This is a genomic window from Halosimplex pelagicum, from assembly GCF_013415905.1.
GTDB classification, from domain to species: domain Archaea; phylum Halobacteriota; class Halobacteria; order Halobacteriales; family Haloarculaceae; genus Halosimplex; species Halosimplex pelagicum.
This window is the reverse complement of sequence record NZ_CP058909.1, coordinates 3,497,860-3,512,909: the sequence shown is the minus strand read 5'-3', so window position 1 is coordinate 3,512,909 and position 15,050 is coordinate 3,497,860. Positions and strand designations below refer to the sequence as shown.

The window sequence follows — 15,050 nt, the reverse complement described above, 5'->3', positions numbered from 1 at the left end:
CGACCCAACGACGATCCGGTGACACTTCTATGACGGTACCGACGCAGACGCTTCCGAGCGGCGACGAACTCCCGCAGGTCGGGTACGGCACGTGGAACATCGGCGGCGAGACCGTACAGGAGGGCGTCCGCGCCGCGCTCGACGCCGGCTACGGACACGTCGACACCGCGGAGGGGTACAAGAACGAGGCGGAGATCGGCGAGGCACTGGCCGAGTACGACCGCGAGGACGTGTTCCTCACGTCGAAGGTCCTGCCGAAGCACCTCAACTACGACTCGGTGATCGAGTCCTGCCGGGACTCCCTGGACCGACTGGGCACGGACTACCTCGACCTGTACCTGATCCACTGGCCCAACCCCGCAGTCTCGCTGCGGGAGACGATGGACGCGATGGCGACGCTGTACGACGAGGGGCTCGTCCGAAACGTCGGCGTCTCGAACTTCAGCGCCTATCAGCTGTCCTGCGCCCAGCACGTCTCGGAGGTGCCGATCGCGGTCAACCAGATCGAGTTCCACCCGTGGCTCCAGCGGCCGGACCTGGTGGAGTACTGCCGCGAGACCGACACCGTGGTCGAAGCCGCGGCGCCGCTGGCCCGCACCGAGGTCTTCGAGGACGAGGCCGTCCAGACCCTGGCCGACGAGTACGACAAACACCCGGCCCAGATCGTCCTGAAGTGGGCCATCGAGCGCGATATCGTCGTCCTGCCCAAGTCCTCCTCGCCGGAGCACGTCGAGTCGAATTTCGACCTGTTCGACTGGTCGATGGCCGACGAGGACCTGGAGACGCTCGACGACCGCGACCGCGACGAACCGGTGTACGACCACCCGGCCCGCGACTGGTCGGGCGACGTGTACGGCATCAACCAGTAGCCGGCTCGAACCGCGCGTTATCGCCGTTTTCGTCCGCATCCGTTCCGCCGAGGCGTTCGACCGCGAGCCGCGTCTCTCCCCGTCTCGGACGCCAAGACCGCCGAGTCTCTCCTCCACAGCCCATCCGAACGCCGCCGTCCACATCTAAGAGCGAAATCGAGACATAGATTCAACGATGTCGAATACTTCTTTGAATGTACGCCACGATCCCATCCAAACCAAAACATTCATCACACTATCTGGTGAATATCTGAGTATGAGCACCGATGTGCGGTCGGTCGAGCAACGATCGGTGGACGAGCGGGAGGTCGTCGCGGCGGTCGACGAGGCCGACGGGACGGCCCGGTTCGTCGTCGCCGATATCGCCCGCGACGAGTCGTGGCTCTCCGCGCCGGAGAGCGACGCGTGTTCGCTCGACGAGTGGCGCTAGGTCGACCGCCGACGCACTCATTCTCCGTCGCCGCCGTTTCCGGTCGCCGACGTGACGAGTGGCGTCACGGCCGCGGCCCCGAGCGCGACCGTACGCCGGGCGCCTCGAAAACAGGCGCCGCGTATCTCGACGCACGGGCGTGTAGCCCGACGCTACCGAGTGCCGGTGAGAGCGGTCGGGACGCGGTATTCGCGAAGATAGCCGACACGCGATGCTCGCGGTCGGTTCACGGCAGAAAGCGGGCCGGAAGGGATTTGAACCCCTGACCGTCTGATTAAGAGTCAGACGCTCTGCCGGACTGAGCTACCGGCCCACGAATTCGAGTTACGGAGGTTGACTGAAATACGTTACTGTTCGGGCCCGCGGGCTCGGAACAAGGGGGAATTATATGCGTCGTCGCCTTTGAGGTGACACTATGAGTACCGGCATCACGATGGCGTCGATGTCCCGCTACGCTATCCTCGGGTGTGGGAGCGTGGGTCACGCCGTCGCCGAGGAACTGGTGGGCGAGGGCAAGAGCGTCGAGATCATCGACCGCGACGAGGGACGCGTCGAGGCGCTGCGCGACCAGGACCTCGACGCCAACGTCGCCGACATCCGCGACGAGTCGGTCGTCGACGCGGTCGCCGACTGCGACGTGGTCCTCATCATGTCCTCCGACGTCGAGGCCAACTCCGCCGCCGTCGAGAACATCCGCGCCCGCGGCGACGACCACTTCATCGTCGCCAGGGCCTCCGACCCCGTCTCCGCCGACGAACTCACGGATCTGGGCGCCGACGTGGTGATCAACCCCTCCGCCGTCATCGCCGACTCCGCGCTGCGCGCCCTGGAGACCGGCGAACTGGAGTACAAGGCCCGCAACCTCGCCGAAGTCATCGACGACACGGACGGCCGGATGGCGATCCTCGTCCACCGAAGCCCCGACCCCGACTCCATCGCCAGCGCCGCCGCTCTCCGGGACATCGCGGCCAGCCGCGACGTGGAGGCCGACATCATCTACGAGGGCGAGATCGGCCACCAGGAGAACCGCGCGTTCGTCAACCTGCTCGGCATCGACCTGGTCTCCCGGGACGAGGTCGACATGGCCGACTACGACACCGTCGCGCTGGTCGATTACGCCAAGGGCGGCGCGCCCGCCGAGGCCGAGGCCATCGACATCCTCGTCGACCACTACGAGCAGGAGGACGACGAGGTCGACGCCAGTTTCGAGGACGTGCGCTCGAACGTCTCGGCCACCTCCACGATCCTCACCAAGTACATCCAGGAGCTCGACCTCAATCTCAGCCAGGAGGTCGCCACGGCCCTGCTGTACGGCATCCGCGCCGAGACGCTGGACTTCAAGCGCGACACGACGCCCGCCGACCTGACCGCCGCCGCCTACCTCTATCCGTTCGCCGACCACGACACGCTCGAACAGGTCGAGTCCCCGTCGATGTCGCCGGAAACGCTGGACGTGCTCGCCGAGGCCATCCGCAACCGCGAGGTCAGCGGCTCCCATCTCGTCTCCAACGCCGGCTTTATCCGCGACCGCGACGCGCTCGCCCAGGCCGCCCAGCACCTCCTGAATCTGGAGGGGATCACCACCACCGCCGTCTTCGCCATCGCCGACGACACCATCTATCTGGCCGCCCGCTCGAAGGACATCCGGATGAACATCGGCAAAGTGCTCGACGACGCCTTCGGCGAGATGGGCGAGGCGAAGGGCCACTCGACCGACGCCGCCGTCGAGATCCCGCTGGGCATCTTCACGGGCATCGAGACCAGCGAGGACAACCGCGAGACGCTGCTCCAGCTCACCGAGGAGGCCGTCCGGAAGAAACTGTTCGACGCGATGGGCGTCGACTCGGCCGCCGAGAGCAACGGGGGCTGACGGGCGCCTCTCGGTCCCGGGTTCCCGAGGCGAGCGGGAGATACATACCGGAGAGCGTGTTACTCGAAGCCATGAGCGACTCCGAGTGGAGCGACCGGATCGTCGGCGAGCGGATGCAGACCGACCAGGAGTTCGCCGAGAAGGTCGCCGCCTCGAACTTCTCGCGCCAGCAGTGGGGCCTGATCATGACCGCCGTCGAGTTCGAGATCGAGAACCCCGACGACCCCGAGTCGGCCCGCCTCGTCGCGAACACGAGCAAGGTCGAGAGCATCGTCCCGGAACTGGAGAAGGTCGACCAGGCGTCGGGGATGGCTGCCGGCGGCGGCCGACCCGAGGACGACTCAGGCGGCATCCTCGACGGCGTGAGGGACGCGCTCGGTCTCGGCGGCGGGAGCGACGGTATCGACCGCGAGCAACTCGCCGCCGCCGAAGAGATGGCACAGATGTACGCCGGCGACCTCCAGGAGAAGCTCGAATCGAAGGGCAAGTGGGAGGAGGTCTGCGTCCTCGCGCGGGAGTGAGCGGCCTCTTTTTCGCCGGTCGCCCGTTCAGAGGCGGTCGACGACCGCCGCGGTCACGTCGTCGGTGCCCGCGTCGCCACCCAGGTCGGGCGTCCGCGGGCCGTCGGCGAGGACGCCCTCGACGGCCTCGCGGACGGCGGTCGCCTCGTCGCCGTAGTCGAGGTGGTCCAGCAGCATCGCGGCCGAGAGGATCATCGCCGAGGGGTTGGCGATCCCCTGCCCGGCGATGTCCGGGGCGGAGCCGTGGACCGGCTCGAACAGGGCGTTGTCCTCGCCGACGTTGGCGCTCGGGAGCAGGCCGAGGCCGCCGACGAGTCCCGCCGCGAGGTCCGAGAGCATGTCACCAGCCAGGTTGGGACAGATGACGACCCCGTACTCGCCGGGGTGCATGACCAGGTGCATCGCGAGCGCGTCCATCAGCGCCGTGTCGTAGTCGATATCGAAGGAGTCGCCCACTTCCTGGGCGGTCTCCAGGAACAGGCCGTCGGTCTCGCGCATGACGTTGGCCTTGTGGGCGACGGTCACGTCGTCGAAACCGTTCTGCTTGGCGTACTTGAACCCAAACTCGGCGATCTCGCGGGAGGCGTCCTCGGTGATCACCCGCGTCAGCGTGCGGACGCCGTCGTCGATCTCCGCCTCGATGCCGGAGTAGACGCCCTCGGTGTTCTCGCGGATGAACACGATGTCGGTGTCGGGCTGGACGGCGTCCAGTCCGGGGTACGAGCGGGCGGGGCGGACGTTGGCGAACGAGCCCACCACGTCGCGCAGCGGGAGGATCACGTCGGCGGCGGTCTCGCCGGCGGCGCCGAACAGCGTCGCGTCGGCGTCGGCGGCCAGATCGCGGGTCTCCGCGGGCAGCGCCTCGCCCGTCTCGGCTTTCACGGCGTCGCCGGCGTCGCCCTCGACGAAGTCGAAGTCGGCGTCGACCGCTTCGAGCACGTCGACGGCCGCCGGCGTGACTTCCTGTCCGATCCCGTCGCCGGGGATCACGGCGATCTCGTGAGTCATGCCCCAACGTCCTCCGGGTGCCGAAAAGAGGGTGTCGATGTGTTTCGGCGGGCCACGGCCTCCGCGGTCTCAGCGCGACTCACCGTTCCCCGCGTACGCCACCGCGCGCACCGGCGAGGCGTCGGCGCCCTCGAACCGCAACGGGTAGGCGTGCAGTTCGAACCGCTCGGCGAGCCGGTCGAGGCCGCGGAGGTTCTCGACGATCAGCCGGTCGGCGTCGAACAGCCGCTCGTGGACGGGGAACCCGTCGGGCTCGTCGCCGTCCGCCCGCTCGGTCGGCGTCGGGTCCGGATTCACCGTGTCGACCCCGAGGTCGCAGTCGCGGTCGGCCAGCCACCCGGCGGCCTCGGCGGTGAGATACGGGTGGTCGAAGTATCGGTCGTCCCCCCAGTGGCGGTCCCAGCCGGTGACGACCGCGACGAGGTCGACTTCCTCGGGGTCGACGGCCAGCGCGTCCCGGAGCGCGTCGAGGGAGACCGGTTCGCGGGCGTCGAGCGGCCGCAGGTCCGCCAGGACGGCGGCGAACCGGAACCGCTCGGCGGGGAACTCGTCGAGCGACGGCCCGTCCGTGAGATGGGCGGGCGCGTCGACGTGCGTCCCCGCGTGGGAGTCGAGATCCAGCCGCGTCGTCCGGTAGCCGTCCGACGCGCGGGTCGCGTCGGGCTCCACGGACACGGGCTCGGTCCCCGGGTACACCGCCATTCCGGTCGCGAGCGGCCGGGAGAGGTCGAACGATGTCACTCCCGGGCGTACGCTCGCCGGGGTGAAATGCGCGCCGACCGCGCCGCCGGCTGACATCCGACGAGGAGATGGTAGGCACCGAACGATATCACGGCTGATAACTGATGAATCAAACATAAGAGATACGGTGATATCTGGGGAGATAATGAGACTGAGTGCGAAACTCATCCTCGTCTTTCTGGTGGTCTCGCTGATACCGACGGCGGTGGTCGGGGTGACGGCGAACCAGTCCATGACGGACCTGAGCGAACAGTCCCAGCGCGCGAGCGCGGCGTCGCTGGAGGCGCAGGTGACCGACGAACTGAACAACAGCGTCGAGGCACGCTCCGAGGAGATCGGGAACCTCCTCAACGAGCGGCGGGCCGACGTGAAGTCGCTGGCCGGGACCGCCGCGGTCGCCGACTACTACTCGGCGACGAGCGGCGAGTCGGCCGTGGCACGCGAGCGGAGCGCGCGGCAGCTCGGCTACGTCGCGCTCCACGTCCGAGACGCCGTCGAGAGCACCGCCGAGACCCTCCTCGAAGAGCGCTACGACGGACGGGCCTGGGAGGACCTGAGCGCCGAGGAACAGCGGGCCGTCGAAACCGCCGTCGAGCGGCGGATCGCCGGCACGGCCGGCGACGGGACGACCGACGCGGGCGCGCTCGCCGACACCTTCCGGCCCGGCTACGTCGGCGAGACGGGCTACGCGATGGTCACCGACCGCGAGGGAGCCGTCGTCGTCCACCACGAGGTCGGCGACGGCGAGCGCCTCGGCGACGGCGCCGGCGGGCTGGCGATGGCCTACGACGCGATCAACCTGACGGTCCGCTCCGACGAGCGGGTCCGCGCGGGCGAGGACTGGGCGAGCGAGACCTACACCGCCGAGACCGGGGAGGGCGACGACGAGGGGACCCGCGTCGTCTCCTACACCTACTACGACCGGTTCGACTGGGTGATCGCGCCGGGCGTCTTCGCCGACGAGTTCCGCCAGAGTAGCGTCACCGAGGCCCGGTCGAACATCGCGGGCTCCTTCGAGAGCGCGCTCTGGACGCAGACGATGACGGTCGACGGCCAGGACGCCCAGGCCTACCGGAGCCTCCGCCTGACCGACGCCGACGGCAGGGAGGTCGTCAGCGTCACCCGCACCGACGCCGGCTCGGTCAACGTCTCGGAGGACGAGACCTCCTACGCCGACACCGGGTGGTTCTCCCGGGCGAAAGGCGCCCGGCCCGGACGGGTCGTCGTCGGCGACATCACGATGCGAAACGGCGAACAGCGCAACATGCTCGCGACGCCGGTGTACCACGACGGTCGCCTGTCGGGCGTCCTCGCCGCGGAGTTCAACTACCACCACGTCACCAACATCACCGACAGCGTCACCGTCGCCGAGTCGGGCTACCTCTACATCGTCAACGACCGAGGGGAACTCGTCAGTTACCCCCGCGAGTCGCTGCTGCGGGAGAAAGCCAACCTCGCGCAGGGGGCGCTGGGCGACTCGCTCGCGACGATCGTCAACGAGCGGATGCTCCAGGGCGAGGCGGGGCTCGCGACGTACAGCCTCGGAAACGAAACCGACGCCGCCCAGCGCTACGTCGGCTTCCGCCCGCTCGACGTGGGCGAACGGACCTACACGATGGTCGCGACCGTCCCCGAGTCAGACGTGACCGGCCCCGCGGCCGCCCTCGGCGCGCAGCTCCGCGCGGAGGCCGACTCGACCCGCCAGACCATCCTGCTCATCCTCGGCGCCGTCCTCGTCGGCGTCGTCGCGACCGGCTACGGGCTGGCGCGGTACTTCGCCAGGCCGATCGAACAGGTCCGCGACCACGCCCAGCGGCTCGCCCGCGGCGAGTTCGACGAGGAGCTGGATGTCGACGCCGGCAACGACGAGATCGGCGAGATGGTCACTGCCTTCGAGGAGATGCACGGCAGCCTCTCGGTGGCCGCCGCCCAGGCCGACGCGCTGGCCGACCAGGAGTTCGACGCGCCCGTCCTCGACGAGGAGGTACCGGGCCGGCTGGGCGCCGCGCTGACCACCATGCACGAGAACACCGAGGCGTTCGTCGCCGACCTCGACGAGGCCCGCAGCGACGCCGAGGCCGCCCGCGAGGAGGCCGAACAGCTGGCCGCCGACCTGCAGCGACAGGCCGAGGAGGCCGCTGGCGTCCTCGAACGGGCCGCCGACGGCGACCTGACCGCCCGGATGGACGAAGCGCGCGACAGCGACGCCATGCGGACCATCGCCACCGAGTTCAACGAGATGCTCGCCGAGCTGGAGGACACCGTCGTCGACATCAAACGCTTCAGCGACGAGGTCGCGGGCGTCAGCGAGCAGGTCTCCCGCGGGTCGAGCGAGGTCTCCTCCGCCAGCCAGGAGGTCGCCGAGTCCATCGAGGACATCGCCGCCCGCGCGGCCGAGCAGACGGGGAGCCTCGAAGAGGTCTCCGGCGAGATGAACGACCTGTCGGCCACCGTCGAGGAGATCGCCTCCTCCTCCGACGAGGTGGCCGAGCTCTCCGCCGAGGCCGCCGCCGACGCCCGCGGGGGGACCGACCTGGCCGAGGAGTCCATCGAGATGATCGAGACCATCGAGGACCAGGCCGACGAGACCGTCGACGAGATGGAGCGGCTGGAACGGGAGGTCTCGGAGATCGACGAGATCGTCACGCTCATCGACGACATCGCCGAGCAGACGAACGTCCTCGCCCTGAACGCCTCCATCGAGGCCGCCCGCGCCGGCGAGGCCGGCGAGGGCTTCGCCGTCGTCGCCGACGAGGTCAAGAACCTCGCCGAGGAGACCGGCGAGGCGACCGACGAGATCGCCGACCTCATCGACGGCGTCGAGTCTTCGACCGCCGAGACCGTCGAGGACATGCGCGAGATGCACGAGGCCGTCGAGGACGGCCGCGAGACCATCGACGAGAGCCTGCGGACCCTGGAGGAGATCGCCGACCACGTCGAGGAGGCCAACACCGGCGTCCAGTCGATCAATGACGCCACCGACGAGCAGGCCGCCTCCGCCCAGGAGGTCGTCGCGATGGCCGACGACGTGGCCGACGCCAGCCGCGAGACGCGCTCGGAGGCCCAGGAGGTCGCCTCCGCCGCCGAACAGCAGACGATGACCGCCACGCAGATGGCCGGGACCGCCGACGAACTCGACGGCCTCGCGGACGACCTGCGCGAGCAGCTCGACGAGTTCACCGTCGACGACGCGGAGGGCGCCGAGTCCGGCGAGGATCCGGCGCTCGGCGGTGATGAGGGCAAGGATCCGGCGCCGAGCGAGGGCAGCGGGGACGACCCCGCCTTAGAGGCCCCCGACGAGGCGGACGAGGAGTTCGACGCCGCTGCGGACGACGACTGACGCGCGCGGATTTGGGTTTCTACTGCGTCTCGACTCGACAGCCGTGGCTCCGCGGGCGCCGTCGTGTGGACTGCGGAAGGTCGTCGGTAGACGCGTACCGGTGTCCGAAGAAAGCGGCAGATCCGAACGGGACCGACCTCAGTCCGCCGATTCGAGGTACGGCAGCGAGCCGGCCGTCTCCTCGATGGCGTTCCGGTTGGCCTTCATCAGCGCGGTGGTGTCCCAGTTGCCCTCGACCAGCGCCTCACGCTGGGCGCGGTCGACGCTGACGTTGATCTCGTTGTCGCCGTACGTGACGGTCTCCGCGCGCACGTCGACCTCGATCTCGCCGTCGGGGTTGTCGTCGACCCACTGCTGGAGGGCGTTGATCGTCTCGTGGTCTGCCGTCACGGTCGGGATGCCGAGCGCGAGGCAGTTGCCCGCGAAGATCTCCGCGAAGCCCTCGCCGATGATGGCGTCGATGCCCCAGCGCATCAGCGCCTGCGGGGCGTGCTCGCGGGAGGAGCCACAGCCGAAGTTGTTGTTGACCACCATGACGTTGGCGTCCTGGAAGCGCTCCTCGTTGAACGGGTGGTCCTTCTCGTTGTCGTCGTCGTCGAACCGCAGGTCGAAGAAGGAGAACTGACCCAGCCCGTCGAAGGTGACGACCTTCATGAATCGCGCCGGGATGATCTGGTCGGTGTCGATGTCGTTGCCGCGGATCGGGATGCCCGTCCCCTCGACGTAGTCGACCGACGGGATGTCCTCGGTGGCGTCGCTCATTGGACCGCCACCTCCTCCAGATCGCGCACGTCAGAGACCTCGCCGGTGATCGCCGCCGCAGCGACCATCCGCGGGTTCATCAGGACGGTGCGCCCGTCCTTGGAACCCTGGCGGCCGACGAAGTTGCGGTTCGAGGAGGACGCGCACGCCTCGTCGCCCTCCAGCTGGTCCTCGTTCATGCCGAGACACATCGAACAGCCGGCGTTGCGCCAGTCGAAGCCGGCTTCCTCGAAGATGTCCTTGAGGCCTTCCTCCTCGGCCTGCTTCTGGACGCGCTGGCTACCAGGGACGACGAACGCGCGCACGTCGTCGGCGACCTCGCGGCCCTTCACGACCCGGGCCGCGCGGCGCAGGTCCGGCAGGCGCGCGTTGGTACAGGAGCCGAGGAACGCCACGTCGATGTCGTAGCCGTCCATCGTCTCGCCGGGCTCGACGCGCATGTGTTCCTGGGCGCGCCTGGCCGTGTCGACCTTGTCGTCGGCCAGGTCCTCCGGCGCCGGGATCGGGTCGTGGATGCCGATGCCCTGGCCGGGCGTGGTGCCCCACGTGACGACGGGGTCAAGCTCGCTCGCGTCGATGCGGACCACGTCGTCGTACTCGGCGTCCGCGTCGCTGCTGATGGACTCCCAGTAGGGCTTCAGCTCCTCGAACTTCTCGGGGTTCTCCCGGAAGTAGTCCGTCTCCTCCAGCCACTCGAAGGTGGTCTCGTCGGGGTTGACGTAGCCCGCGCGAGCGCCGCCCTCGATGGACATGTTGCAGATGGACATCCGCCCCTCCATGTCGAGGTTCTCGATGGCCTCGCCGGCGTACTCGTAGACGTAGCCGACGCCGCCCTCGGTGCCGAGACGGCGGATGATCTCCAGAATGATGTCCTTGGCCTCGACGCCCTCGCCGAGTTCGCCGTCGACCTGGATCTTCCGGACCTTCTGCTTCTCCATCGCGATGGTCTGGGTGGCCAGCACGTCGCGGATCTGGCTGGTCCCGATACCGAACGCGAGCGCGCCGAACGCGCCGTGCGTGGAGGTGTGCGAGTCGCCGCAGACGATGGTCTTGCCGGGCTGGGTGACCCCCTGCTCCGGGCCGACGACGTGGACGATGCCCTGCTCGCCGCTGGTCGGGTCGAGGAACTCGATGCCCGCGTCGCGGACGTTCTCCTCGAGCTCGGACATCATGTTCTCGGCGGCGTCGTCGCCGTAGGGTCGGGACTGGTCGGCCGTCGGGACGATGTGGTCGACGGTGGCGAGCGTGAGGTCCGGTCGCGCGACCTCGATGTCGCGTTCGCGGAGCATGCCGAACGCCTGCGGGCTGGTGACCTCGTGGATAAGGTGGAGCCCGACGAACAGCTGGTCCTGCCCGTTGGGCAGCGTCGTCACTTTGTGCCGGTCCCACACCTTGTCGTACAGTGTTCCCTGACTCATACTGATCCGTCTCGTCCGTCCGCGCCCCGCTGGAAGACGCGGTTGGCGTCTTCCGCGTCGTCGTCGGGGTGTTCGTGGTCCACGTCTCTCATCGTCTGCGCCGACTCCTCGCCCGTCGCGTCGGCGGCGTCCCGCTCACCGCCGTCGGCGGCCACCGTCGGCCCCCGCTGGAAGGCGAAGTCGTCGCCGAACGCCTTCCCGGTGTGGGGGTTGGTGTGGCTGAACTCGCCCATCGTCGCCTTCTCGGCCGAGTCGCCGACGGTCGCGGTGGTCGTGTCCGTCGCCCGCGCCGTCTCTCGTGTCGGTGTCGTGTCGTTCGAATCGTCTGTCATCTGTCTGCGTTGGTCACTCCTCGTCGGCCCACGCGAACAGCTCGCGCAGGCGCCCGCCGACTTCCTCGATCTGGTGGTTCTGTTCGGCGTCGCGGTACTGCTTGTAGGCCGGCCGGTGGGCCTGGTTCTCGTTGATCCACTCGCGGGCGAACTCCCCGTTCTGGACCCCTTCGAGGATCTCGTCGAAGCCGTCGCGGTCGATGATCTCCTCGCCGCGCGTGAGCCCGCCGTACTCCGCGGTGTCGGAGACGGAGTTCCACATGCCCATGTGGCCGCCCTCGTACATCAGGTCGACAATCAGTTTCAGCTCGTTGAGACACTCGAAGTAGGCCATCTCGGGGGCGTAGCCCGCGTCGACCAGCGTCTCGAAGCCGGCCTTGACCATCTCGGTGACGCCGCCACAGAGGACGGCCTGCTCGCCGAACAGGTCGGTCTCGACCTCTTCCTTGAAGGTCGTCTCGATGACGCCGGCGCGGGCGCAGCCGATGGCCTGCGCGTAGGCGAGCGACTGTTCCTTCGCGCTGCCGGTCGCGTCCTGCTCGATGGCGATGAGTCCGGGGGTCCCCTCGCCGCGCTTGTACGTGCGGCGGACGAGGTGGCCGGGGCTCTTCGGGGCGACCATCGTCACGTCGACGCCCTCCGGCGGCTCGATCTGGCCGTAGTGGACGTTGAACCCGTGGGCGAACTGCAGCGTGTCGCCTTCCTCCAGCCCGTCTTTCACGGCCTCGAAGACCGCCGGCTGGACGGTGTCCGGGACGAGCATCACGGTGATGTCCGCCTCGGCGACGGCGTCGTCCGGCACGGCGACGCGCAGGCCGTCCGCCTCGGCCTCGTCGCGGGAGGCCGACCCCTCGCGGAGGCCGACGACCACGTCGACCCCGCTGTCGGCGAGGTTCTGGGCCTGGGCGTGGCCCTGGCTGCCGTAGCCCAAGATGGCCACGGTCTTGTCCTCGATGTACGATGCGTCGGCGTCGCCGTCGTCGTAGACGGGTACGGTGAAGTCGTCAGTCATCTGTAGCTGTCTGAGGGGTCTCGCCCGCCTCTGATATTGTCTCCGCTTTCCGCCGCGTGTCCTCCAGGGTGTCCGCCCCGCGCTCGACCGCGGCCGCGCCCGTGCGGACGACCTCCTGCACGTCGAACTGGTCGAACGCCTCGACCGCGGCCTCGATCTTCTGCTGGCTGCCCGTGATCTCGACCGTGATAGCTTCGGGCGACGCGTCGACGACCGACCCGTCGTACATGTCCGCGACCGCGTTCACGTCGTCGGGCTTCTCGCCGCTGACCTTCACGAGGATCAGCTCGCGCTGGACGGCCTCCGGTTCGAGCTCCTCGACGGAGATGACCGGCACGAGCTTCTCCAGTTGCTTTTTCGCCTGGTCGACGCCGGGCTCGGGCTCCTCGATGACGATCGTCATCCGGGCGACCTCGGGGTCGTCCGTGGCGCCCACGGTGAGGCTCTCGATGTTGAACTGCCGGCGGCTAAAGAGTCCGGAGACCTCCGCGAGGACGCCCGGCTCGTGGGTCACCAGCGTCGACAGCACCGCCTTGCGCGGCTGGTGCGTGGCTTCGGCTTCCGGGTCGATGCGAATGCCCTGCGAGTTCCGTCGGCCCGCCGGTCGCATCCGGTCGTCGGGATGGGGGCCGTCCATGCCTTGCGTCATCTCAGAGATCACCCAGTTGGTCGCCGTTCAGTGCGAACAGTCCGTTGTCCCCGCCGCTGGGGACCATCGGATAGACGTTCTCCGCGGGGTCGATGATCGCGTCGATCACCGCCGGACCGTCGTAGCTGCGCGCCTTCTCGATGACCTCGTCGACCTCCTCGGGGTCCTCCAGGCGGAACCCGCGGGCGCCGAACGCTTCGGCGAGCATGTCGAACTGCGGGATCCACGGGTACTCAGAGGCCATCCGGCGGCCCTCGTAGAAGCCGTCCTGCCACTGGCGGACCATCCCGACCGCCTCGTTATTGAGAACGACGTACGTGATATCGAGGTCCTCCCGGACCGCGACCGAGAGTTCCTGCACCGTCATCAGGAAGGAGCCATCGCCGTCGAAGCAGACGACCTCCTTGTCGGGTGCGGCGATCTTCGCGCCGATGGCCGAGGGGACGCCGTAGCCCATCGTGCCCAGGCCGTGACTGGAGACCCAGGTGCGGGGCTCGGTGAACGTCCAGAACTGGCTGGCCCACATCTGGTGTTGGCCGACGCCCGTCGTGACGATGGCGTCGTCGTCGGCCAGCTCCGAGTACCGCTCGACGACGTACTGCGGTTTGAGCGGCTCGTCCTCGGGCATGTCGTACTCCATCTCGTACTCCGCTTTCCACTCCTGACACTGCTCGCGCCACTCGGCGTAGGCTTCGGGCGACGTGTCGAGCGCCTCGTAGGCCACGGCCATCGCGTCGTCGAGCTGGCGCAGGACGTGTTTCGCGTCGCCGATCAGCGGGTGGTCCGCCTCGATATTCTTGCTGATCTCGGCGGGGTCAATGTCGACGTGGATCAGCTCGGCGTCGGGCGCGAACGTCTCGACGCCGCCGGTCAGGCGGTCGTCGAAGCGGGTCCCGATGGCGAGCATGCAGTCGGTGTTCGTGATCGCCATGTTGGCGTAGCCGGTGCCGTGCATGCCGGCCCACTCCAGGCTCAGCTCGTGGTCCTCCGGGAACGAACCGATGCCCGGCATCGTCGTGATGACCGGGATCTCGTACTCTTTCGCGAACTGGCGGAGTTCGTCGCTGGCGTCGGCCTTGATCACGCCGCCGCCCGCGAGGATGACGGGTCGCTCCGCTTCGGCGAGCGCCGCGGCGGCCGAGTCGACGGCGTCGGCGTCGGCCTCCGTCGGCGGGTTGTACGTGTCCGGCGTCTCCGGCGTCCCGGGGAACGCGTCCGTCTCGCCCTGGGTCACGTCCTTGGGCAGGTCGACCAGCGTCGGGCCCTGGCGGCCCTCGTCGGCCAGCGCGAACGCCTCGCCGACCTCGGTGCCGACCGTGTCCGCGTCGGCCGCGAAGTAGCTGTGCTTGGTGACCGGCTGGGTGACGCCGACGGTGTCGGTCTCCTGGAACGCGTCGTTCCCGACGAAGTTCGTCGGCACCTGGCCGGTCAGCGCGATGACCGGGTCCGAGTCCATGTTCGCGTCCGCGAGCCCGGTCACGAGGTTGGTCGCGCCCGGGCCGGAAGTCGCCAGGCAGACGCCCGGCTTCCCCGAGACGATGCCGTAGGCGTCCGCCGCGTGGGAGGCCCCCTGCTCGTGGGCCATCGTGATGTGGGTCAGCTCCTCGGAGTCGTACAGCGCGTCGTAGACGGGCATGATCGCCCCGCCCTGCACGCCGAACAGCGTCTCCGCGCCGGCCTGTTCGAGCGCCGCGACGACCGACTCCGCGCCCGTCGACACGGTGTCGTTGGTCGTCGTCCCGTCTCCGGGCTGCCCTGTTGTCTCCGTCGTCTGTTCCTCGGTGTCCGTCCGTTCGCCCTCCGGTGGCGACACTGGTGTTTGCTCGCTCATGTGTTGTGTGGTCGTCGTATCCGCTGTGCGTCGAATCGATGCGTCCGCCGAGAATGAAACGCTGTAGATGAGGGGGCTAGGGAGCCCCTACGATACCGCGAAGCGCGCCGCTGGACGCGAGTTCGGTCGCCTCGGCGCCAGCGGTCGGTGTCATCACTACGAGTGTCTGCACACCGGCGGCAATAAATTTTCCGTGTCCACCGCGCGTCCGCACCGTTCGACCGTCGAGACGCTCGCCGGCGCGCGGCTCGCGGTGACGGTAGCTCT

At 68.7% G+C, this 15,050-nt stretch carries 13 protein-coding genes and 1 tRNA gene; 5 read left to right on the top strand and 9 right to left on the bottom strand.

The window, feature by feature from the left end:
* The first annotated feature begins 29 nt into the window (after positions 1-29).
* Positions 30-869, top strand: coding sequence for an aldo/keto reductase (locus HZS54_RS17625; RefSeq protein ID WP_179918389.1), 840 nt, complete (start codon positions 30-32; stop codon positions 867-869).
* A gap of 256 nt (positions 870-1,125) precedes the next feature.
* Positions 1,126-1,299 carry a DUF7556 family protein gene (locus HZS54_RS17620; protein ID WP_179918388.1) on the top strand — a complete coding sequence of 58 codons (174 nt, stop codon included), beginning with the start codon at positions 1,126-1,128 and terminating at the stop codon, positions 1,297-1,299.
* 239 nt (positions 1,300-1,538) lie between these two features.
* Here HZS54_RS17620 and HZS54_RS17615 read toward each other — a convergent pair.
* Positions 1,539-1,612, bottom strand: a tRNA-Lys gene (locus HZS54_RS17615).
* A 102-nt stretch (positions 1,613-1,714) separates the two neighbouring features.
* On the opposite strand from HZS54_RS17615, the gene HZS54_RS17610 reads away from it, so the two are divergent.
* Both HZS54_RS17610 and HZS54_RS17605 read left to right on the top strand, forming a co-directional pair.
* Positions 1,715-3,169 (top strand): DHH family phosphoesterase, encoded by a 1,455-nt coding sequence (locus tag HZS54_RS17610; protein ID WP_179918387.1) that lies wholly within the window; start codon positions 1,715-1,717, stop codon positions 3,167-3,169.
* 71 nt (positions 3,170-3,240) lie between these two features.
* Positions 3,241-3,690 (top strand): DUF5799 family protein, encoded by a 450-nt coding sequence (locus tag HZS54_RS17605; RefSeq protein WP_179918386.1) that lies wholly within the window; start codon positions 3,241-3,243, stop codon positions 3,688-3,690.
* A 27-nt stretch (positions 3,691-3,717) separates the two neighbouring features.
* Here HZS54_RS17605 and HZS54_RS17600 read toward each other — a convergent pair whose 3' ends face one another.
* Positions 3,718-4,698, bottom strand: coding sequence for an isocitrate/isopropylmalate dehydrogenase family protein (locus HZS54_RS17600; RefSeq protein ID WP_179918385.1), 981 nt, complete (start codon positions 4,696-4,698; stop codon positions 3,718-3,720).
* Between the two features lie 69 nt (positions 4,699-4,767).
* A complete protein-coding gene (locus tag HZS54_RS17595; protein ID WP_218927079.1) occupies positions 4,768-5,439 on the bottom strand; it encodes a cyclase family protein in 672 nt (223 codons plus the stop codon).
* A 145-nt stretch (positions 5,440-5,584) separates the two neighbouring features.
* Here HZS54_RS17595 and HZS54_RS17590 point away from each other — a divergent pair, with 145 nt between their 5' ends.
* Entirely contained in the window at positions 5,585-8,779 is a 3,195-nt protein-coding gene (locus HZS54_RS17590; protein WP_179918383.1) for a methyl-accepting chemotaxis protein, read from the top strand.
* A gap of 138 nt (positions 8,780-8,917) precedes the next feature.
* On the opposite strand, the gene leuD is transcribed toward HZS54_RS17590, so the two are convergent.
* The 6 genes from leuD to ilvB are packed head-to-tail and all read right to left on the bottom strand — an operon-like array spanning position 8,918 to position 14,783.
* Positions 8,918-9,541, bottom strand: a complete 624-nt coding sequence (gene leuD / locus HZS54_RS17585) for a 3-isopropylmalate dehydratase small subunit (protein WP_179918382.1) — start codon at positions 9,539-9,541, stop codon at positions 8,918-8,920.
* Positions 9,538-10,959, bottom strand: coding sequence for a 3-isopropylmalate dehydratase large subunit (leuC, locus tag HZS54_RS17580; RefSeq protein WP_179918381.1), 1,422 nt, complete (start codon positions 10,957-10,959; stop codon positions 9,538-9,540). The genes leuD and leuC overlap by 4 nt, the downstream gene beginning before the upstream one ends.
* Positions 10,956-11,291, bottom strand: coding sequence for a DUF7989 family protein (locus tag HZS54_RS17575; protein ID WP_246391682.1), 336 nt, complete (start codon positions 11,289-11,291; stop codon positions 10,956-10,958). The genes leuC and HZS54_RS17575 overlap by 4 nt, the downstream gene beginning before the upstream one ends.
* Before the next feature lie 13 nt (positions 11,292-11,304).
* Positions 11,305-12,303: a ketol-acid reductoisomerase gene (gene ilvC / locus HZS54_RS17570; RefSeq protein WP_179918380.1), complete on the bottom strand. Its 999-nt coding sequence runs from the start codon at positions 12,301-12,303 to the stop codon at positions 11,305-11,307.
* Positions 12,296-12,952: an acetolactate synthase small subunit gene (ilvN, locus tag HZS54_RS17565; protein WP_179918379.1), complete on the bottom strand. Its 657-nt coding sequence runs from the start codon at positions 12,950-12,952 to the stop codon at positions 12,296-12,298. Before ilvN ends, ilvC begins: the two co-directional genes overlap by 8 nt.
* A gap of 1 nt (position 12,953) precedes the next feature.
* Positions 12,954-14,783 carry a biosynthetic-type acetolactate synthase large subunit gene (ilvB, locus tag HZS54_RS17560; RefSeq protein ID WP_179918378.1) on the bottom strand — a complete coding sequence of 610 codons (1,830 nt, stop codon included), beginning with the start codon at positions 14,781-14,783 and terminating at the stop codon, positions 12,954-12,956.
* Positions 14,784-15,050: the final 267 nt, after the last annotated feature.